General features: G+C 41.6%; 15 protein-coding genes. 12 read left to right on the top strand and 3 right to left on the bottom strand.

Annotated features, from left to right (window positions below):
• The first annotated feature begins 117 nt into the window (after nt 1-117).
• Entirely contained in the window at nt 118-897 is a 780-nt protein-coding gene (locus HMPREF1551_RS11995; protein ID WP_021629424.1) for a hypothetical protein, read from the top strand.
• Between the two features lie 222 nt (nt 898-1,119).
• On the opposite strand, the gene HMPREF1551_RS12000 is transcribed toward HMPREF1551_RS11995, so the two are convergent.
• Both HMPREF1551_RS12000 and HMPREF1551_RS12005 read right to left on the bottom strand, forming a co-directional pair.
• Entirely contained in the window at nt 1,120-1,599 is a 480-nt protein-coding gene (locus tag HMPREF1551_RS12000) for a Dps family protein (protein WP_021629425.1), read from the bottom strand.
• Nucleotides 1,600-1,805: 206 nt separating this feature from the next.
• Complete coding sequence (locus tag HMPREF1551_RS12005; protein WP_021629426.1) at nt 1,806-2,096, bottom strand: SemiSWEET family transporter; 291 nt, start codon at nt 2,094-2,096, stop codon at nt 1,806-1,808.
• Nucleotides 2,097-2,353: 257 nt separating this feature from the next.
• On the opposite strand from HMPREF1551_RS12005, the gene HMPREF1551_RS12010 reads away from it, so the two are divergent.
• From HMPREF1551_RS12010 to HMPREF1551_RS12030, 5 genes are all read left to right on the top strand, one after another.
• Nucleotides 2,354-2,848, top strand: coding sequence for a hypothetical protein (locus tag HMPREF1551_RS12010; RefSeq protein ID WP_021629428.1), 495 nt, complete (start codon nt 2,354-2,356; stop codon nt 2,846-2,848).
• 154 nt (nt 2,849-3,002) lie between these two features.
• Nucleotides 3,003-6,149 (top strand): SusC/RagA family TonB-linked outer membrane protein, encoded by a 3,147-nt coding sequence (locus HMPREF1551_RS12015; RefSeq protein ID WP_231374986.1) that lies wholly within the window; start codon nt 3,003-3,005, stop codon nt 6,147-6,149.
• Between the two features lie 14 nt (nt 6,150-6,163).
• The gene (locus HMPREF1551_RS12020; protein ID WP_021629430.1) at nt 6,164-7,795 is read left to right on the top strand and encodes a RagB/SusD family nutrient uptake outer membrane protein; all 1,632 of its coding nucleotides are present in this window, start codon (nt 6,164-6,166) and stop codon (nt 7,793-7,795) included.
• A 16-nt stretch (nt 7,796-7,811) separates the two neighbouring features.
• Nucleotides 7,812-9,005, top strand: a complete 1,194-nt coding sequence (locus tag HMPREF1551_RS12025) for a substrate import-associated zinc metallohydrolase lipoprotein (RefSeq protein WP_021629431.1) — start codon at nt 7,812-7,814, stop codon at nt 9,003-9,005.
• Nucleotide 9,006: 1 nt separating this feature from the next.
• Nucleotides 9,007-10,347 (top strand): DUF4302 domain-containing protein, encoded by a 1,341-nt coding sequence (locus HMPREF1551_RS12030; protein WP_021629432.1) that lies wholly within the window; start codon nt 9,007-9,009, stop codon nt 10,345-10,347.
• Nucleotides 10,348-10,484: 137 nt separating this feature from the next.
• Here HMPREF1551_RS12030 and HMPREF1551_RS12035 read toward each other — a convergent pair whose 3' ends face one another.
• Nucleotides 10,485-11,417: a C69 family dipeptidase gene (locus HMPREF1551_RS12035; protein WP_021629433.1), complete on the bottom strand. Its 933-nt coding sequence runs from the start codon at nt 11,415-11,417 to the stop codon at nt 10,485-10,487.
• Between HMPREF1551_RS12035 and HMPREF1551_RS12040 the strand changes: the two genes are divergently transcribed.
• The 6 genes from HMPREF1551_RS12040 to HMPREF1551_RS12065 all read left to right on the top strand — a co-directional run bounded on the left by HMPREF1551_RS12040 (nt 11,406) and on the right by HMPREF1551_RS12065 (nt 22,439).
• Complete coding sequence (locus HMPREF1551_RS12040) at nt 11,406-11,915, top strand: hypothetical protein (RefSeq protein WP_021629434.1); 510 nt, start codon at nt 11,406-11,408, stop codon at nt 11,913-11,915. The two genes, HMPREF1551_RS12035 and HMPREF1551_RS12040, sit on opposite strands and share 12 nt — an antisense overlap.
• Before the next feature lie 202 nt (nt 11,916-12,117).
• The gene (locus HMPREF1551_RS12045) at nt 12,118-15,054 is read left to right on the top strand and encodes a SusC/RagA family TonB-linked outer membrane protein (RefSeq protein ID WP_021629436.1); all 2,937 of its coding nucleotides are present in this window, start codon (nt 12,118-12,120) and stop codon (nt 15,052-15,054) included.
• Nucleotides 15,055-15,066: 12 nt separating this feature from the next.
• Nucleotides 15,067-16,680 carry a RagB/SusD family nutrient uptake outer membrane protein gene (locus tag HMPREF1551_RS12050; RefSeq protein WP_021629437.1) on the top strand — a complete coding sequence of 538 codons (1,614 nt, stop codon included), beginning with the start codon at nt 15,067-15,069 and terminating at the stop codon, nt 16,678-16,680.
• Between the two features lie 15 nt (nt 16,681-16,695).
• Complete coding sequence (locus tag HMPREF1551_RS12055) at nt 16,696-17,796, top strand: substrate import-associated zinc metallohydrolase lipoprotein (protein ID WP_021629438.1); 1,101 nt, start codon at nt 16,696-16,698, stop codon at nt 17,794-17,796.
• Between the two features lie 5 nt (nt 17,797-17,801).
• Nucleotides 17,802-19,103 carry a DUF4302 domain-containing protein gene (locus tag HMPREF1551_RS12060; protein ID WP_021629439.1) on the top strand — a complete coding sequence of 434 codons (1,302 nt, stop codon included), beginning with the start codon at nt 17,802-17,804 and terminating at the stop codon, nt 19,101-19,103.
• A 159-nt stretch (nt 19,104-19,262) separates the two neighbouring features.
• Entirely contained in the window at nt 19,263-22,439 is a 3,177-nt protein-coding gene (locus tag HMPREF1551_RS12065; protein WP_021629440.1) for an efflux RND transporter permease subunit, read from the top strand.
• Nucleotides 22,440-22,527: the final 88 nt, after the last annotated feature.

Consider the following 22,527-nt stretch of genomic DNA (forward strand, 5'->3'; position numbering starts at 1 on the left):
GGGGGCTAGGGGGATGTAGAAAAAAATATATTGAGTATCAATGAATTAATGTGTAAAGTATATTGTTTTAACTATTGATTCGCATTATTGATCATTAACCATATATATATATATATTATGAAGTATTTCTATTTGTTATTCCTTATGCCCCTATTGGCAAAGGCGCAGATCATCTTTACCGAGAGTCTTGCTACCCCTATTGATACGACCAAACAGATACAAGGCACCATCGCTCCAGAGTTCAATTTCAAGACCGAACGAGAGAACTTTTTCCAGCTCAAGAACAATGCCAATATCTCCTTTTTGGTAAAGAACCGGCATGCCCTGACCTTCCTCAATCAGGTGGAGATGATCCGCTCTGGAGCGGATATTTCTGTCAATAACGGGTTCCTGCATGGGGAATACCGCTATATAGTACGGAAAGCCATAGAGATCTACCCTTTTATGGAATCGGTATGGACCCCCTCGAGAGGGTTGGAGCTGAAATTGGCCGCGGGGCTACAGTCCCGTTTCCATTTAATACATACCAATCATTTTATTTGGCTGATGGGGCTTGGTTTCTTTGGTGAATATGAACAGTGGAACTTCGATGGGGTACCACTTCCTCATAACTATGTAGGTCATAAGTACCAAAGGAGTATCAAGTCCCAAATACATACCGGTTTTAAGTTTCAGCTAACAGAAAAATGGCTGCTGATAGCCAGTGCCTATATGCACAATCGTCTGGATAGCAATATAGTCAATCCACGTTGGGCATTAGCTTTAGACCTTCGGCATAAGATCACCGAGCATTTCGGAGTATGGTTCTCCTACCAATACCTCTATCATACCCGGCCAATCGTGCCTGTCCGTAAGGGCTATACGGTCACCACTGGAGGGGTATTTATCTCGTTTTAAGGGAAAAAAAGCCGATTTTTTTTCAAGGAATAGAAAATCTTTTATATCTTTGTAGTTGAATTTTACGACAGTAGGTAAACTATAAGTGTACTTATGGAAGGGAAAATAAACTTAGAAAACAAGCTATAGATAAATACCAAGAAGGGATAGACAGGCTAAAAAGATATCTACAAGCATAAAAAAACTGCCCTTTTGGGGCAGTTTTCAAGTAATAATCCAACTTTAGATGGTCTCATTGAGGTAGGACTTAAGCATCCAAAGGTTCTTTTCTTGTTCTACTATAAAATCGCTGATAAGGGTATTAGTTCCCTCGTCGTTAATCTCATCGGAGAGGTTAAGGAGCTCTCTTTCAGAAGGTAATAGCGCTACGATGCTATCGATGATAAGGCGAACCGCTTTGTCGTCATCGCTAATGTTCTCTCCTACAGGAATGGTGGCATGCTTTACGTAGCTAGCCAAAGTGTTGAAAGGTACTCCCCCAAGGGTTAAGATACGTTCTGCGATTTGATCCACTTGCTCCTGAGCCGCATTGTAAAGCTCCTCAAACTTCACATGGAGTTCGAAGAAACGCTTTCCCTTGATATTCCAGTGTACCCCACGGAGGTTCTGATAATAGGTTTGATAATTAGAAAGGAGCACATTGAGCGCCTGGATTTCTTTTTCTACTTGGGCTTTGTTAAGCCCTAAACTGTTTAAACTCATATTTTAAAGGTTTTTAAATTTGACACTGCAAAGGTACGACTTCATGATGGCAAAGTAAAGTGTTTTCTATTTTTTCTCTCTATATTAATTATAAGATTTTCTAATGATAAATAAAATCAATATAGATATAAACGATAGTGACAAGTAACTCAATCCTATAGGAATAGCTGTTACTTGTCACTAATTACTTGTCTTTAGGATCACCATTAGAATGCTGCGGAGTAGGCTGCTATAAAGCCAAGGATGATACCAGGAAGGTTGGCGAATACGATAGGATAGTCTCTGTCTCGCTTTAAGAAACCATAAGCCACCCACAAGCTACAGTTGATTCCTGCAACGAAAGGCTGTAACCAAGGGCCAGTAGCATCCCCCCATGTTTTCTGAATTTGGTCAATATAGGCTACATACATGGCCACAGCCATAACAGCAGCTAAAATACTGAGAACGCGAATGAATTTGCTTTCTCCACTGGCTTGTTTTTCTTCGAATTTGTCCATAATTTATCTAATTTTTGATGGTTCTAAGTATGTTGCAAATGTATAAAAAAAAAATTAAATATTGAGTAAAAAAGAATAAAAAACGACGGTTGGAATTGTTAATTAACATTTTGTAACTTATTGAGTTTGAATAACTGTTTGTTTTTAACACATGAAGAAGGATAGGGTAAGGGCTTTTGGCTTGTTTTTTGCAGGAAAAAGTTGTATCTTTGTAACCGATACTAAAAAAGTTTTAACAAATAGCTATAAAAACACCCATGAAGTCTTTACAACTAACCGATCTTAAAAAACATGAAACCCTTCCTAACTCTTACCAAGTTAGTTTAGCCTATAAGGGGCGCAAGGTTGATCTTATCTTGGACAACTATGCCTATTCTCTCCAACAGCTCTTGGAAACGGCCAACAACCTACTCGTTAGCCTTCCAGATATGGATAGCAAGGCGCGCCGATACCTCGCCCAAGAGAATATAGAGCGCTTCAATACTTGTAGGGAGCAACAGCAAGAGCCAACCGTCTCTGAGGAATACCTCGAACACGCCATGCAGCTTTCGGCGATACAACTCTTCGACGAAAGTATAGACTTCTACTATCACCTCAATTGCGATAAGGATTATCAGCTTATCGTAGAGGTAGACCTGCTACGTGGTTACAAGAACCCCACTTTCCGTCAATGGTTTGCCGATGCTCAGGTGGAGAACAAATACCTGAAAAAAGTCACTTCCTTCCTGAAAAAGGTATTCAAAGGGAAGTAGTGAAGAGACTACTAACAACTAATTGCAAAAAAAGTAGGATATTTCATTTTTAATTCATAAATTTGCAAGCTTTTCTATGAGAAAAGTTGTCTTCTTAGATTGGGAGAATGGTTCCTTTCTAATAGGACAGAAAAATCTATTTAATAATATAAAGATGAATACAGTGAAAGTCAGATTTTTGCTCATGCTACTGCTTTTGATGGGTGTGTGGCATACCTCTTTTGCACAGGAGGAGATGAAAATTTCTGGATTGGTAAAGGACTCCCAATCCAAACCACTGGCAGGAGTACAGGTCAGTGTAAAAGATACTTCCCGAAGTACCTATACCGATTTCGATGGTAAATATTCCATTGAAATCACTAAGGGAAAAATCTTAGTCTTTGCTTTGCAAGGAATGAAACCACAGGAGATAGCTCCTGCTTCCCCCATTGTAGATGTTACCCTACTTCGTGAAGGAGAGGTGGCTACAGGGAAAGAAGAACAGAAGGCGCCTATGAATACCAATACTCGTGGGCAGACTTCTATCTCTAAGGAGGCTAAACCATTGTGGGTGCTTAATGGAGTAATTCTTCAGGACGATATCTCTCTAAAGCCAGAGGAACTCGTATCTGATGATGCTAAGATGCTGATTGCAGCGGCTATACCTGGGCTTAGTGCAGAGAGTATCGAAAGCTTTAAGGTGCTCAAGGATGCTTCTGCTACCGCTATCTATGGACCTCGTGCCATCGCTGGGGTGGTAGTCATTACTACCAAGAGTGGGGCTGCGGGTTCCAGCAGTATCACCTATACCAATGAGTCCACTTTCCGCTTTATCCCTACCTATGGAGAGTTCAACATCATGAACTCTCAGGATCATATATCCCTAATGAAGGAACTCTATGAAGGAGCTTATTTCTTGGAAGGGAATACGGTAGCAAGTGCCACTAGTGGTCTTATGGCAAAGATGAACCAACTATACAAGGTGTTGGATGCTAATGGCAATCCAAGGGTATCTAATACTCCTGAAGGACGCTTGCGCTATATGAGAATGGCAGAGAGAAGAAATACAAACTGGTTCAAAGAATTGTTCCAAACAAGTGTGATGCAGAACCATACCCTTTCCTTCTCCTCAGGTAGTGAAAAATCCACTTACTATGCTTCCTTGAGTATATTGGACGACCCAGGATGGACTAAAGGTAGCAAACTTTCTCAGTATTCAGGAAACCTTAATGCTACTTACAATCTTTCTTCTAAGATAGGGCTCAATGTAATCACTGACCTTTCCTATAAGGATCAGACAGATCCTTACCGCAACTTATATTATTATGCACAGGATCGTTCTCGTACCTTGGATCCTAAGGAATACTATGTAGAACGATATACGCCTTTTAATATTTTCAATGAAATTGATAATTCTTATATAGACAAAGACATAGCCACAGTTCGTTTGCAAGGACAACTTACTTGGAAGATCTCTCCTAAGGTAGAAGCCACTGCGATGGGAGCCATTCGCTACCAATCCTATAAGATGGTTACCGATCATACAGAGTACTCTAATAGAGCCATCTCTTATCGCTATATGCCTAACTCTGAGATAAGGAATGCCAATACTTATCTGTACAAAGATCCTAATGATCCTTTTGCACAGCCAATCCCTACCTTACCTAAGGGGGGTATCCATACCCAAACCCTTTCTACCTCACAGGGAACTACCTTCCGTGCTACTTTGAGCTATATAGATAGCTTCATGGACGGCTTGCATGCGCTTTCGCTCTATGGAGGGTTTGAGATGGACAATAACAAGAATACCTATGACTCCTCAGATAACTATGGAGTGAATTTTGGTTCAGGTTATTATAGTGCTTTTTCTTACATAAAGTTTAAGAAAATGCAGGAAGAAGGAGATGATTACTATACTATCGCTCCTACCACTAATAACTATCAGGACTTCTATGCTAATGTGAACTATACCTTCAAGGATCGTTATACTTTCAATGGTACCCTTCGCTATGATGCCTCTAACCAGTTTGGAAAATCTCGTTATGTACGCTGGATGCCTACCTGGAATGCAGGACTTAGCTGGGATGTAAGTCAGGAAAGTTTCTTTAAGTATTTGCCTCTTTCTTACCTTACCTTCAGTGGTTCTTTTGGGGTAACTGCCATTGCCCCTTCGGTAAGCAACTCGCTTTCTCAGATCTATACCAACCAACCTTGGCGTAACTCCAACAATCGCGAATTGGGACTTAATATAACCAATGGAGCTAACCATGACTTGACCTATGAGAAAAATCAAGAATTGGATTTGGGCGTACAGTTTGGTATCCTAAACAGCCGTCTTAACTTTTCAGTAGACTGGTTCAATCGTCATAGCTATGACCTTATCGGGAATATAGATACCCAAGGGGTAGGCGGTGCCATCGCTAAGCAAGGAAATATGGCAGAGATGAAATCGCATGGTTTGGAATTGGCGATAGAGTCTACCAATATCAAAACAGAGAATTTCACTTGGAAGACTTCCTTTGTATACTCTCGTTCTACCAATGAGATAACCAAGCTTCTGACCAGTCCTAACATACAGAATATGGTAGGTTATAACGAAGATGCTACTACAGTAGGGGGATTTGCTAAAGAAGGTTACCCACTTAAGTCACTTTTCTCTATTCCATTCCGAGGCTTGGACGAAAGAGGATTCCCTACCTTTACAGGACCTAATGGAGAGCTGAATCGTGAAGGATTTAACATGCAGGATTCCAATGTAGACTTCTTGAAATATTCAGGAACCCTTATTCCTACCGATCGTGGTAGCTTTACTAACACTATCAATTACAAAGGAATTTCCTTTGGAGTAGTATTTACGTATTCTTATGGAAATGTGGTACGTCTTAGAAGAATATCTGACGCCTTGACCTATAACGACTATTCCAGTGCGCCAAGAGAACTTAACAGACGCTGGAGAATACCTGGCGATGAGGCAAGAACCAATATTCCTAAAGCTTATTCGATGGCAGATGTGCTTCACTATTCAGTGCCTCAGCTTGGAGTGGACTTGTCTCAACCTTATTCCAGCTATGACTACTCTGATGTACGTATCGCCAAAGGAGATAACATCCGCTTGAAGGAAATATCTTTAGGATATACTTTTGACAATCAGTTTTTGAAAGAAACACATATTCGCCACTTGAGCTTAAAGCTACAAGCTACCAACTTGGCTTTGCTCTATGCGGATAAAAAGCTTAATGGAGATGATCCTGACTTCTTAGCCAACGGATATGCTCAAAGAGCACCCAAGCAGCTGATATTTACTTTGCGTGTAGGACTTTAATAAAAAGATAGACAATGAAAAAAATATATTTTATACTTGCAACCGCTTCTCTACTCTTTTCAGGATGTAATAAGCTCTTGGATGAGTTGCCTGACAATCAGGTAGAGATACAGACGGCAGAGGATGTAAGAAAGCTTTTAGTCAATGCTTACTCCATCAATAATAATGCCGTACTCAATGAATATTCCTCTGATAATATAGGGGATTATGGTCCTTCTGTGTATACATGGGGGCTTATCAGTGGGCAATTGGCTTATTGGCAACCTGTACAAGAATACTTTGACAATGATGGATTGTATTACAACTGGCAATCCTACTACAATGCGATCAATCATGCCAATAAAGCTTTGGAAGCAATTCAAGAGCTTGGTGGGGGGTCAGAATTTAATGCGGCTAAGGGAGAAGCGCTCTTGGCACGTGCCTATGCACACTTTGAGTTGGCTAACACTTTTTGCTTAGCTTACAACCCCACTACCAGCAGCACGGACTTAGGAATTCCTTATATGCTCCATACAGAGAAAGAGCTAAGTCCTAAGTACCCTCGCGGGACAGTAGCACAGGTGTATGACCTCATAGATAAGGACATACAGGCAGGATTGCCCTTGATTGATGATAATTATTACGAAACACCTAAGTATCACTTTAACAAAAGAGCAGCTAATGCTTTTGCGGCTCGTTTCTACCTCTATTACCAACAATGGCAAAAAGCCTTGAACTATGCCAATGAGGTACTGACCACCAACAATGCTACTACACTCAATCTGTTGAGAAATTGGGAGGATTTTAGAGATACCTCTAAGGCAGGTACAGTAACACAAGGAAGTAGGGCGCTTTACTATACCAATGAGAATATTGATGCGAACTTACTCGTACTTCCGGTATATTCTCAGATAGCAATAAAATTCTATAGCAGAGATTACCGCTACAACCATAATACACTTATAGCAGGACAAGAAACAGTAGAAGCTCCTAATGTATGGGATCCTGAAGGAAAATCAGGAGATTATGGTTATGGATATGCTTTTTATTGGTTTGAACCTATCCGTGATCGAAATGCTAATACTAATATTGTCTTATTTGATAAGTTTCCTACTTTAAGGGAAGGAACTTCCTATAATAAGTCTATCATGGTGCCTTTTACTACCGATGAAACCCTTTTGGTACGCGCAGAAGCAAAGATTCACTTAAAACAATATGCCAGTGCAGTTGAAGACCTCAACATGTGGACATCTAAGTTTATTCAGCAAACCACAATCACGGTTAATGGACAAACTTATTCAAGCCGTAATACAGCAACTCAGCAACAGATAATAGATTTCTATAAGGATGCGAATATGCGCTATTCTACCGCCGATGCACCTACTCAGAAGAAAACACTACATCCTTCTTTTACCATAGAAAATGATGGTATACAGGAAAATTTGTTACACTATCTTTTGCAATGTCGTCGTGTACTTACTTTAGGAGATGGCTTACGTTGGCAAGATGTAAAGCGCTATGGTATAGAAGTAGTACGCTATCGTTGTGATCTTTCGGATCGTGATAGAAATTACCCTGCTGCTACCCTCCCTGTAAATGACCCTCGTAGAGCTATACAGCTTCCAGATGTAGCCATCAGATCAGGTATGCAACCCAATCCAAGATAATAAATAAAAAATACTTATGAAAAAAATATTATATATGTTTTTGTCAGCAGCAGCCTTGGTAGGTTGTTCTCAGGATAACGATCTGGCTGCAGAAAGTTCTGTGGAAGATAAAGCAGAACAGAAAGAACAGTCACTCAATACTCAAAATGATTTGGATAAGTACTTAGAGCAGAAGATAGCCAAACCATTTAACATCAATATTCTTTATCGTTTTACCGATAATGAAAGATACGAAGGCTATTCCTTTGTGCCTACAGATTATCAAAAGGCAATTGAGTTTGCCAATGTATTTCATTACCTCTTTATAGAGCCTTATGTAAAAATAAAAGGACAGAACTTTCTTAAGGAATATTCTTTTAGTAAGATTATTTTAGTAGGAGAATATGCCTATGAAGCAGGAGGTACTTATGTTTTAGGATGGGCATCGGCAGGAAAGAAAATACACCTGTTGAATATTAACAACTTACAGTCTCATAATATCTACCAACTGACTTCAGGACCTTTCCAGACCCTATATCATGAAGTAGCGCATACTTGGCATCAGGCTAAGCTCTATCCTACCAGCTTTGATAGGATTACTGCTTCCGATTACAAATATGGAAACTGGACAAATCTTGTTCATGAAGAGGCTCTCAAATCAGGATTTATACAACCATATTGTGCCTATAATGCCGATGAAGACTTTGTAGAGACTATAGCACGTTATATGGTGTATTACAATGCTAAACAAGATTGTGGCTGCGCTACTACCGACCAAAGTCGTTGGGGTAGGGCTTACCGCAATCAGGATTTGGATAGCAGTGTTACTGATGCACAGCACTTAGCCGCTAATGTGACTACCGATGATACCGATGCCAATGTGGCTATCTATAGAGCGATCCCTGATGGTTTTGACAGAGAGCAATATACCGCTTGGAAAGCTAAGTTCTCTAATTATGGAGATGCAAGCGGAACATATTATTCTACCAAGGTATGGGAAGAAGAACTCAAAAAAGCAGACGAAAAAATCCGTCCTACCGAAACCTATACAGGTAAAGAAAAATTGGAACAAAAGATGGTTATCATCAAGAAATACCTACAGGACGAATGGCAGCTTGACTTGGATGTACTCCGCAAAGAAGTACGCAGCCGCTATCCTTATGTAGTAGGAAAGGATTTTGAGGGCAATACTGTGCCTCGTAAGGATTTCTCAACATTAAATCTTAATTAGGATGAAAAAATATATTACTTTATTACTCACCGCTTCTTTTATAACTTCTTGTAGTTATAAGGAAGATAACCCTTTTGGAGATGATCGACAAGCCTTGCAGCGTATACCTGAGCTGATGCAAGGATATAAAAAAGCTTGGGAGAATGACAGCTATTGGTTATTTACGGTTTTCCCAGGGGAAAATAAAAGCTTTCAAGGGCTTCCTGCAACTAACCAAGGCAGAGGAGGATATAACTTTGTCATCAAGCTCAAAGATGGAAAGGTAATCGCTTCTTCTGAAGTAGCTTCTGATAACAACGAGGTAACTTCTTATTTTACCTACAATGCTAATGAAGCTCCAGGAGTGAGCTTTGATACCCATAACAAAATTTTGCATCACTTCTATGTATCCTCTTATGATTATCCTCGCGGTAAAGGTGGAGATGTGGAATATCTTATAGAAAAAGAAGAAAATGGAACCTATATTTTCAAGGGAAAACTCTCTGGAAATACAATGGTTCTTACCAGTCTGACAGGTGATAGGGCAACTTTTCTAAACAAAATACGTGAAAATAGATTTTTCTTATTTGGAAAAATATTAGCTCCGGTGCAGATTAATGGTAAAACAGTGAATATGTTATTCTCTTCGTTAGAGCGTCAAATTGTTTTTAGCTATGATGGGAATAATGTTCAACAAGCTTTTGCACTTACTGAAAAAGGGATAAAATTCTATGAACCCGCGGATGTTAATAGTGTCAAGATAACAGAATTGTATATCAATAATGCCAAGACTGCCTTGACTACTCCCGATGGAGCTATAACTATTAACTTTGTAAATCCTCCTATTATCTTTAATGGAACTGATGATATCAAATGGGCTACTTTTGATACAGGTTCAGCCTCTCAGGATTTGTTAGATCAGTACGCTACTTTGAATACAGCTGTAAAAGATTTGTATTATTGGTATGATTTGAATGTAGATAAAGATCTGCAAATTAGGCTTCTTCACAATGATGATTCAGGGTATGTGGTAGGTTTCAAAAAATATTTGTCCTTTGATGAAAGGTGGTCAGGAGGTAATGATACTTTCTATGAAATCAATTTTGATGCAGTAGTAGGGCATCCTGACCAAATAGCCATAAGCCTTCGAGGAGAGCCAAAATCTCAATATTACAAGGTGGATCATCCAGATGAAGATCTATTACAAAATCGTTATAGTTGGTTTGCTAGCCCTATGTACAATTTTTATTCGTATATAGCGAGCAAATCTCCCTATACAGTGGCAGATGATCCTAATAATGCTAACTATTACAAGCTCACCAGTGTAAAAGATAGCAACACATGGTTCTTACTTAGTAAATAACATCTTTTCATAATTTATACAGAACCTCTCCTTGTGGAGGTTTTTTTGAAATCGTGAGATAAAATAGTGAGCTAAGCAGCACAAAAGAGGGATGAATATCATATTTACCCCTCTTTCTCATTATGATAACTCCAAAATTAAGCGCCTGCAAAGCGGTATTCCGCCTGTACATCTAAGGTTAAGCGGGTAAATAGGCCGTCAAGTAAGTCCTTACTTACCTGTAATACATCGGCTAAGGAGATGCGATTTTCCCCTTGTACGAATACAGGAAAATTGTTTTTAGTTACATCATTCTCTATTTCAGGGCTAAAGAGCGCTTGCAAAGCCCATACACGTGGGTAGTTATAGGTAGTATCAAGTTTCTCATCACGAATATAAGCCTTATGGAAGTCAAAAATACCCTTGTTAGGGTCATATAGCTTGTGGGTAATGGCAAATTCAATCAGGTCTTCACTGCCAAGAAAATGGTGGTTGTCCTTAGGATCATATTCGCGCAAGCGTGCCTGATTAGCTGTTACAAAATAGACATTGCTGGGAATACGGCTGGCAATCCAGCGGTGGCCAGAGGCGGTTTCCAAATACCATATCTCCTTTTGGTCTATAAAACCTACTCCGAAGCCTTCTGCAATGCCATATTTTTCTATAAGTACCCCCAAGCGTTCTACACCTTCTTTGGCACTGTGGATATAAGGAAGCACTACCGAAGTAATGGAGATTTCGCCTAAGCCATTAGAAACTAAGGGGGCAGCAGCCAAGGCTTTTTTACTACTGAAAATACTTTCGGTAGCACTCATACCCACACCAGCGGTATTGAATCCAGCATTTTCCCACTGGTCGGGGTACTGATAAGGAGGCATTCCCATATATCCCAGCGCTTCTTTTGGTAGAGGACAACGGAAACCATTGTTGAAGGAGACAAGTTCTTTGAGCCAGTCACTATAGAAGGAGTTACTATAGATGAACTTTATTTCAATGAAGCCAAAACAGCTCTTATTTCCCCCGACAATGTCATTACAATCACTCTTCAGGCGGCTCCTTTCCAAGTAACCGAAAGTCCGATGAAAGTACAATTTGAGGATGGTTTGGTATCTTCGGATCTTATGGGTACTTATAATACCACACATGAATGGATCAAATGGGCTTATAGTTGGTATAATTTTAAAAGAGAAGGATATACTAACCTTAATATATCAGTAATTAAGGGAAATGACAATGAGGCTGTGACAGGATTCTCCAAGTACATTCCTCAGGAAAGTCAGTTTGATTATGTATATGAAGATGGGACAAGATATGTTTATGGAGTGGACACTTACTATGAAGTAGATATAGTAGGAGTAGGGGATCACCCTGACCAAGTACGTTTTATTCTCAAAGATCCTTCTGATAATTTGGCTCTTAGAACAGGTGAACATAGAAATCAAATACAATTCTACTCTTGGATTGTTACGATTCTCTATAAGACAATGGTTGATAACGGGCCTTACACAGTAGAAGATAAAGGCGATTACTACCTACTTACTTCTGTGAATAATAGCGAGGTATGGTTCCATCTTAAGAAAAGAAATTAATAAAATAGCATTTCTCATATCATCCAATATTTATCAAGGGGTTGCCGAGCTATCGGCAACCCCTTCTTGTTTTAACATATCTTGCCCTACATAAATAGCGGAAAATACTTGTTTTTTCTTTGATTTATTCGTAAATTTGCAAGCCTTTTTCAAAAAGGAGATTTCCTTAATAGGACAGAAAAAATCTATTTAATACATAAAGATGAATACAGTGAAAGTCAGATTTTTGCTCTCATTTTTGCTTCTCTTAGCAGTGGGGCAGACCTCTTGGGCACAGGAGGAACTGAAAAAATCGGAGCAGGGCAAGGAGACCAAAGCCAAGCCTAAACCTACTCAAAAAACGCCTATGAATACCAATACTCGTGGGCAAACATCTATCAACCAGGAAGCCAAGCCCCTATGGGTACTCAATGGAGTGATCCTTCAGGACGAAATTGACCTCAAACCCGAAGACCTCGTCTCCGAAGATGCCAAGTTGTTGATCGCTTCGGCTATTCCAGGCCTTACAGCCGAAAGTATCGAGAGCTTTAGAGTACTTAAGGATGCCTCTGCTACGGCTGTATATGGGCCTCGTGCCATCGCAGGGGTTGTGGAAGTGGTTACCAAAAAAGGGGCTGTGGGGGCAAGTAGTTTTACCTATACCAACGAATCTACTTTCCGTCTTATTCCTACCTATGACCAGTACAATATCATGAACTCTCAGGAGCAAATGTCTGTTATTCAGGAACTGATGCAGGGAGGGCACTATGAGTTTCAAAATGTAGTAACCCAAAAGAACAAAGGGGTTGTAGGAAAAATGTACGAACTCTTCTATGAGCTTGATGGTCATGGCAACTCCCGCGTACTCAACACTGAGGCAGGACGTAGAGCTTACCTACAAGAAGCTGAAAGACGTAATACCAACTGGTTTAAGCAGCTCTTCCAAACTTCTGTGATGCAGAACCATACTCTTTCTTTTTCCTCCGGAAATGAAAGATCTACCTATTACGCTTCCCTAAGCCTTCTCTCCGATCCGGGTTGGCAAAAAGGAAATAAGTTCTCTCAGTATGCGACCAACCTCAATGCTAATTATAACCTTTCTTCCAAGGTGCGTTTAGGCTTGATCACTGACCTCTCTTACCGCGACCAAACTGCTCCCATACAGGATGGTTATAAGTATGCCTTGAACCACTCTCGTACGCTAAGTGCTAAGGACTATTATACAACTAACTATGCTCCTTATAACATCTTCAATGAGATAGACAATGCTTATATAGATACTGATATAGCAACCCTTCGTATACAGGGGCAGCTCTCATGGAAGATTACCCCTAAGTTGGAGGCAGCCCTTATGGGGGCTATTCGCTACCAAAGCAATACTCAAAAGACAGAGTATAAGGAAAATTCCAATTCGGTGCTCTCCTATCGTGCTATGCCCAATACGACCGTAAGGGATAAGAATACCAACCTATACAAAGACCCTAACGATCCTTTTGCACTTCCTATAGTAGCCCTACCCAAAGGGGGAATTCGTGAGAAAAGAGACAAGACCTCACTGGCCAATAACCTTCGAGCAACTCTTAGCTATAAGGATACTTTTGCCGAAGGCCTACACAATATCGCTCTATTCGGGGGCTTCGAGATGGACAACGCTAAGAATACCAATGATATGAACCGAAACTATGGTTTGCTTTATAATGCAGGGAACTATGCTTCTTTCTCTTACTTGATGTTCAAGAAGCTACAAGAGGAGTTCCGTAACTACTATACCATAGCCGATACAGAGAATAACAACCAAGCTTTCTTTGCCAATGCTTCTTATACCTTCAATGGACGCTATACCGCCAATGGTACTTTGCGTTATGATGCTTCCAACGCCTTTGGCCCCTCTCGCTACCTCCGCTGGATGCCTACTTGGAACGCAGGAGTAAAGTGGGATGTTACTCAAGAGAAATTCTTTACTTTTCTCAAGCCTCTTTCTCGCCTAAGTCTCAAGGCTTCCTTTGGGGTAACGGCTGTAGCTCCTTCAGTGAGCAACTCTCTAGAACAGCTCTATATCAACAACCCTTGGCGTAATTCTGCTCAGCGTGAGTTAGGATTGGAAATTCAGAATATCGCCAACCATGACCTTACCTATGAGAAAAACCAAGAGTTGAATATAGGAGCAGATATGGGCTTCCTTGACGATCGCATCAACCTTTCTGTAGAATGGTTCCACCGCCATAGCTATGACCTGATAGGAGATATTGTTACTCAAGGTACAGGGGGCTTCACTACCAAAAAAGGGAATATGGCTCAAATGCATATCCGCGGGCTTGAAATAGGCTTAGAGACAACCAATCTCAAAACGGCTGACTTCTCCTGGAAGACTTCCTTTATCTATTCTCGGGCTAAGAATGAGATTACAGAGCTACTTACCACTCCTACCATTCGTGATATGATTGGCTATTCAACCAGTGCTACTTCACAAGGGGGATTCGCTCGTGCAGGCTATCCACTTAAGTCTATCTTCTCAGTTCCTTTCAATGGGCTGAACGATAGGGGACTACCTACTTTCCTTGACGAACGCAACCAATCCACTATCGGTGGCATCCGCTTCGATAGCCGTAATGTAGATTTTCTAAAATATGCTGGTACCCTCATCCCTACCGATAAAGGGAGCTTTAGTAATACCTTCCACTACAAGGGAATCTCCTTGGGGGTAGTGCTTACTTACTCCTATGGAAATGTGGTGCGTCTTAGAAAGCTAAGCAATATCTATACCGACTATGGAAATCTGCCTCGTGAGCTCAACAACCGTTGGCAATTCGCTGGTGATCAGGCCAAAACCAATATTCCTGTAGTCTATACCACTTATACGCAGCAAGTCTATGGCTACAATGAGGTTATTCAGGCTTACAATACCTATGACTATTCCGATATCCGTATTGCCAAAGGGGATAATATTCGTCTGAAAGAGATTTCTTTAGGCTATACCTTTGATAAGGATTTCTTGCGTGAGACTCGTATTCGTCAGCTTAGTGTCAAGCTGCAAGCCACTAACTTAGCTTTACTCTATGCCGATAAGCGCCTCAATGGAGATGACCCTGATTATTTAGCGAATGGATATACTCCTATCTCTCCTAAACGATTGATATTTACTTTACGTGTAGGACTTTAACCCTTCAAAAAAATGAAAAGAATATACTATATATTAGCTATTACTTCCCTCGCGCTGACCGCTTGTAACGATCAGCTGGATAAGATGCCGGACAATCGTCTGCTGATTGATTCGCCTGAAAAGGTTCAGCAGACCCTCACCAATGCCTATCCCCAGATAGCCACCACCCTTATTAACGAATTTTCTTCGGATAATATAGATGATATAGGGGCGGATAATATCTATTCTAACTTCCTCACTCGTGAGGCAGCCTATTGGCAAACCATCTTGGAATACAACTATCTGGACGGTTTGCAGAATATTTGGGACTTTCACTACAAGGCGATTAGCCATGCCAATGCAGCCTTAGAGGCTATTGAGACAACCTTAAAAGGAGATCCTGCTCTCAATCCTGCCAAAGGGGAAGCCTTAGTAGCGCGTGCCTATGCTCATTTCTGCTTGGCCAACCTTTTCTGCCAAGCCTACAACCCTACCACCAGTGCTACCGACTTGGGGATTCCTTATATTACCGAGCCAGAAGCACAACTTGACCCCAAACGTGACCGTGGTACGGTAGCCCAACTATATCAGCAAATTGACCGAGACCTCCAAGTAGGCCTTCCGCTCATTGAGGATAGTTATTACCAAATGCCTAAGTATCACTTCAATAAGAAAGCAGCTTATGCCTTCGCTGCTCGCTTCTACCTCTATTACCAACAATGGCAAAAAGCAGTAGAGGCTGCCAATGTGGTGCTTACTACCAATGCAGCTACCACTAAAACACTGGTACGCCAATGGTCGGACTTCCGCGATGCCCAAAAGACTGGTATCCGTTCTATAATTGCTTATGGACAAGCCTATGCCCGTGAGAGTGAGGTGGCCAACCTTATGTTACAGCCTGTCTATTCAGAACTCTCTACTACTTATTTTGTAGAAACCAACAATCGCTTCTCCCATGCTTATAGAGTGGCAGAACAGGAAACCTTCTCCACTACCAATCTTTGGGATCCTCATGCGGTGTCCAAAAATAATGGTTATGACTTCTACTGGTTTATGCCTTTTACCCAGCGTGCCGATCTAAGGGATATCGTCTTACTACCTAAGTTCTCTACCTTCAAAGATGGTTCCTATACCCGTACTATCTTAGTGCCTTTTACCACCGATGAGACACTCTTGGTACGCGCCGAGGCTAAAATTATGCTTGGAGAGCTTGATAGTGCAGTGGAAGATCTTAATATATGGACTTCTAAGTATCTGAAAGGAAGTCAGGATGATAATCCTAATCCTAATGGTAATACTTTTACCAAGGATCAGATAATCAACTTCTACAATAGCTTGGCTTATAGCCAAAGTACCCCGAGTGGAGCCACTCAAAAGAAGCAGTTACATCCTTCTATTACACTCACATCCGAACAGGAGTCGCTGATTCACTATGTATTACAGTGTCGCCGTATTCTTACTATGCATGAGGGACTTCGTTGGCAGGATATTAAGCGCTATGGAATAGAGGTAGCGCGCTACCAACATACCAAAGAGGAGAGAGACATCTCTACCATACAAGGGGTCTTAGCTCCTGTTGATGCCCGCCGTGCTATACAGCTTCCAGGTACCGCTATAGGTGCCGGTATGCAACCCAACCCAAGATAAAAAATACTCAAGCTTATGAAAAAGATTATATATATACTTTTGGCAGCAGCCATGATAAGCTGCTCCGTGGATAATGCTCTTACTGCCGATAGTGTTGTCCCTAAGGACAATGAGCAAGATACCTCTCAGCAAAAGGTGCTCAATCCACCTAACCCTTTGGATACTTACATACAAGATCACTTTACCACTCCGTACAATATTCGCATTCTCTACCGCTTTGTGGAGAAAGAAACTACTCGTAGCTGGGTGCTCACCCCTACCAAGTATGATAAGGCGGTACAGTTCGCCTCCGTGTTCAACTATCTATTTATAGAACCTTACATAGAGGTGACCTCCAAGGAGTTCATGAAGGAACATTCGTTCAATACCCTGATTCTTATAGGAGAGAATGCCTATCACCCTACTCGTGTCCCTTTGCGAGGCTTGGCAGACAATGGAGTGAAGATCCATATGATGAATATCAATAACATACGTCCTAACAGTATCTTCTACCTCAATGACAATGCCTTACATACACTCTACCACGAGACGGCTCATACCTGGCACCAATCGGTGGATTACCCTACCGATTACAAGCGTATCTCGGGTACGGACTACAAGAGTAATAGTTGGTTGAATAGCTGGACAGGTACCGATTACCTCAAGGCGGGCTTTATCAGCGCTTACGGAAGTAAGGATTCTGATGAGGACTTTGTGGAGATGATCTCTCGCTATATCACCTACTTCAATGCCACACAAGATTGTGGTTGTGCTACCGAGGATACCACTTTGGATACCAATGGAGATGGTTTCGACGATGCCCTCTATACAGCTTGGAAGCGTAGTTTTACTAACTATAACAATGGTGCCTCAGTGGCTTCCTATGACTCGGCTCGTGTATGGGAAGAACAATTGGAATTGGGCAATGCCAAAATCCGTTCTACAGAGCAATATACCGGTAAGGAGAAGCTCCAGCAGAAGATGGATATGATCCGTCGTTACCTCACCACAACTTGGAATATCGACTTAGATGTCTTGAGAAATAAGATCCGCGAACGCTATCCTTATGTGGCAGGACGTACCTTGAGTGGGCAGGTAGTCCCTCAGAAAAATTTTTCTGATCTAACTAATAATTAAAAATAATGAAAAGATATATTACTCTATTTTTAGCCTTTTCACTCCTTTCGGCTTGTGAATATAAGGAAGAAGCTGTATTCGAGAAGGAAGCCAGTAACCGTACCTCTACTACACTTGAGACTTACAAGGGCATTATAGAAGGCTATGATGGCTATTGGTTGCTCTCCTATTACCCAGGGGTAAGCCGTAGTTTCGGGGGCTTCCCTGTGGCACCACGTAGTATAGGCGGCTACTCCTTTGTCTTGAAACTCAAAGATGGCAAGGTAAAAGCCTCTTCCGAGGTAAGACCTACCAATGCCGAGGAAGAATCCTATTATACATACTCCAATACCGAAGGGCCTACCTTGAGCTTTGATACCTTCAATAGTGTATTAGACCATTTCCGTTTTGTCTCTCCAGTATTTACCAATGCCAGAGGAGGGGATATTGAGTTTATCTTCCTTAAAGAAGAAAACGGAGTACTTACCCTAAGGGGGCGTACTTCCAATAACCTAATGACACTCACCAAACTTACAGGCGATAGGGAAGCCTTCCTTACCAAGCTCCGTGAGAATACTCAAGTGCTCAAGGGTAAAGGGCTCTCTCCTATCACCATAGAAGGTACTGAGGTGAAGATCACTCACTTCCCAAGTTATCGTCAATTGGTATTTAGCTACGAAGGACAGACCGTGCAGCGCGCTTTTACGCTTACTGAAAGAGGAATTAAGCTTTATGAACCTGCTGAAATTAAAGGAGTTACCTTTGATGAACTCTATTTCAATGAGGATAAAACTGCTTTGGTAACGCCCGATGGAGCTATTTCCTCCGCTTTAGTGCCTTGTCCTATTACCTTCTCCACGACTTCCTCTCGTTGGATATCAGTAGCAGAATACTACACCTCCCAAAGTTATATAGATATTCATAGGAACTTGGACAATCAGGTACGCCGTGGCAAGTGGAGAAACTACTCTCTCAATACCTATTTTTCCTTCAGAGAACTGATCGAAGGAAATGATGGGGGAACCTCCACAGCTATAACCTTGAGCCTAAGGAATACCAATCCTAATAACGGTCGTTACAAGGACTATACTTCGGATTATGAGGCCGATTTTGTAGGAGTAGCTGGCCATCCAGATCAGATAGAAATCTTCCTCAAGGATGCGAACCTTGCTAGCGGATTCTCGCAGTACTTCCCCTACCTTACTCCTATCGTTGATGAGGTAGTCAATAACAGTCCTTATCAAATAGATGCCACTACCTATGATTACTACTACAATCTGCGTAGTATTAAGAATGGGGAAAATAGCTGGTTCCTATTGAGTAAGTAATTAATAGTTAAGCAATAATGGATCATAGGGATATAGGAGGGAAGCCAACTATATCCCTATATCTTATAATCCTATAAGTCCAAGTAAAAAACTTGGAAACTTTTTTTGTTTATTAAGTTTTTTGTATTACCTTTGCCCCCGATTTAGAAATTACTTGCGATGGATATTATCAAACTCTCTATCAAGCGACCCAGTGTCCTAATTGTGATGCTCTCCTTATTGCTCTTGGGGGGGCTCTATTCCTATAAGCTCCTGAACTATGAGCTGATTCCGAAGTTCGAGGTCAATGTGGTGACCATCTCCACCATATATGCGGGGGCATCTCCTTCCGAAATTGAGAGTACCGTAACTAAGAAAATAGAGGATGCGGTCTCTTCTCTGGAGAATATCAAAAAGATACAATCTCACTCCTATGAGTCTCTTTCGGTGGTAATCATACAGCTAACCAACGATGCCAATGTGGATAATACGCTCAATGAAGCACAGCGTAAGATCAACGCTATCCGTGCCAACCTTCCCACCGATGCCAAGGAGCCTTCTCTTTCCAAGTTCTCCCTATCGGACTTACCGATTATCTCCATGGGGGTGACTTCCAATCTTTCTTCTCAAGAGCTTTATGACTTGGTGGATAAGAAGATACAGCCTGAACTCTCTCGTGTACCTGGGGTAGCGCAGGTCAATATCATCGGCGGACGTAAGAGGGAAATCCGTGTTAGTGTCGATGCTCAGAAGCTCGAAGGCTATGGTATTACGATCGCTCAAGTACAGCAGCTTATTGCGGCTTCCAATTTGGAAATCCCTGCCGGTAAGCTCAAAACACGTGAGAATAGTACTTCCATTCGTGTCTTGGGGAAAATTCAGGATGTGGAGCAACTACGTAATTTGCCACTTGTCTCTCAAAAAGGGATCGAAATCCGCCTTTCTGATGTAGCGGATGTACAGGATGCCGAAGAGGATGCCGAAAAAATAGCCCGTATCAACCAAGAAAATACGCTTTTGCTGCGAGTGCTCAAACAAACCGATGCCAATGCTGTATCGGTAAGTGAACAGGTACGCAAGAAAATGGCTCAGATAGAAAAAAACTATGCCAATGAAAATCTAAAGCTGCAATTGGCAGAGGATACCAGCGAATTTACACTGCATGCGGCTAATTCGGTGATGTTTGACCTTTTCTTGGCGATTGTGCTTGTGGCCGTGGTGATGTACTTCTTCCTACACAGTTTGCGTAATGCGCTCATTGTAATGGTCTCTATCCCGACCTCGCTCATTGCAGCTTTTATTGGGATGTACTTCTTTGGCTTCACGCTGAATCTGATGAGCCTTGTAGCTCTTTCAATGGTGGTAGGGATCTTGGTGGATGATGCCATCGTGGTCTTGGAGAACATACACCGCCATATGGAGATGGGCAAGAACAAGGTACGTGCTGCCTATGATGGTTCTAAGGAGATTGTCCTTACCGTTATGGCCATTACCTTGGTGATTGTCGTGGTATTTGTGCCGATTTCTATAGGAAATAGTATTGTGGTGAATATCGTAAAAGAGTTCTGCCTTACGGTGGCTATCGCAACCTCACTCTCCTTATTGATGTCTTTTACCATAGTGCCTTGGCTCTACTCTCGTTTTGGAAAGTTGGAACACCCTGATCCTAAATCTTTTATGGGGAAAATCTCTATTGGCTTTGAGAACTTTATCAATCGTATGACTCATTTCTTCTCGGATCTATTGGTATGGTCGTTCAAGCACAAATGGAAAACCTTCATCCTGGTATTCTTCCTCTTTGCAGGGTCTTGTTCGCTCATTCCTACAGGTTTTGTAGGGGCAGACTTTATGCCTAATATGGATAGGGGTAAGTTTTTGGTACAGTTTGAATTAAACAAAGACACCTCTTTGGAGCAAACCAACTTTATCACTCAAAAGGCAGAGAATTACCTACGTAACCTCAAGGTGCCTGGTACCAATAGGCCATTGGTAGAGCGAATGATTACCACTGTAGGACAGTCCACCAGTGGTATGGGATCCTCTCTGTCTACCGCCTATAAGTCTGAAATACAGATTACTCTTGTGGATAAGAAAGAACGTAGCGAATCCACTACGGTAATTGCAGCCAAGCTCAAACGAGAACTGAGCCAATACTTAGTTGATGCCAAAGTGAAGACTGTACCTGTAGGTATGATGGGGGCAGAACAAGCGCCAATTGCTTTGGTAGTTACCTCCGATGATGTTAAGGTAGCCCAAGAATATGCAGAGAAAACCGCTGAACTGCTCAAGACGATACCAGGAGCTACAGAGATAAAGCTTTCCTCAGAGGCAGGGAACCCAGAGATCAATGTACAACTGGATCGTGATAAGATGTCTATGTTGGGGCTTAATATCGCTACTGTAGGAGTAACGATGCGTACAGCCTTCAATGGAAATGATGATAGTAAGTTCCGTACCGGAGATTCTGAATATGATATTAATATCCTATTCGAAGAAGGACATCGTCAGTCTATAGAAAACATACAGAATATGGTCTTTATCAATAATGCAGGTCAGCAGATAAAGCTCTCCCAGTTTGCCAAAGTGTTCTATGCTTCAGGACCTACCCTGTTGGAACGTTATGATAAGTCACCTTCGGTAACCGTACAAGCCCAATCTGTAGGACGTCCTACAGGTACCATTGTTTCTGAGTGGAAATCAAAACTTGATGCGATGGAAAAACCAGCCAATGTGCATTTTACCTTCTCAGGAAATCAAGAAAACCAAGATGAAGGCTTTGGAACACTCTTTGTATCACTCATTGCGGCCATCCTATTGGTATATATGGTAATGGTAGTGTTATATGACAGTTTTTCTCGTCCGTTTGTGGTCTTGTTCTCTATTCCACTTTCTTTCATTGGGGCTTTGGTCGCTTTGGCATTGGCCAATATGTCGCTCAATATCTTCACCCTTTTGGGTATTATCATGCTCATCGGGTTGGTAGCTAAGAATGCGATCATGATTGTGGACTTCGCCAACCACCGCAAGGAAGAAGGCGAAGATACCGTAACGGCCTTGATACAAGCCAACCATGCACGTTTCCGTCCGATTCTGATGACCACCATCGCCATGGTGGCAGGTATGATACCATTGGCAATAGCCTCCAGTGCAGGAGCTGAGATTAACAACGCCTTAGCGATTGTAATCATCGGGGGGCTACTTTCCTCACTGTTCTTGACTTTGATTATCGTACCACTCGTATACCTAATCTTTGATAACATTGGTAAGCGCTTCAGTAAAGGTACTAAGACCGACTACGACCGCCTGATGATCGCCGACTACGAACATAAAGAAATCAAAGGTGAACACGAGATATAGTAACCAATGACAAACGACTAATGACCAATGCTGAACCTATTTAGGTTAAGCATTGGTCATTTATCATTTAAAGAGTGACAATTAACAA

This window comes from Capnocytophaga sp. oral taxon 863 str. F0517, assembly GCF_000466425.1.
In the GTDB taxonomy this organism is placed as follows: domain Bacteria; phylum Bacteroidota; class Bacteroidia; order Flavobacteriales; family Flavobacteriaceae; genus Capnocytophaga.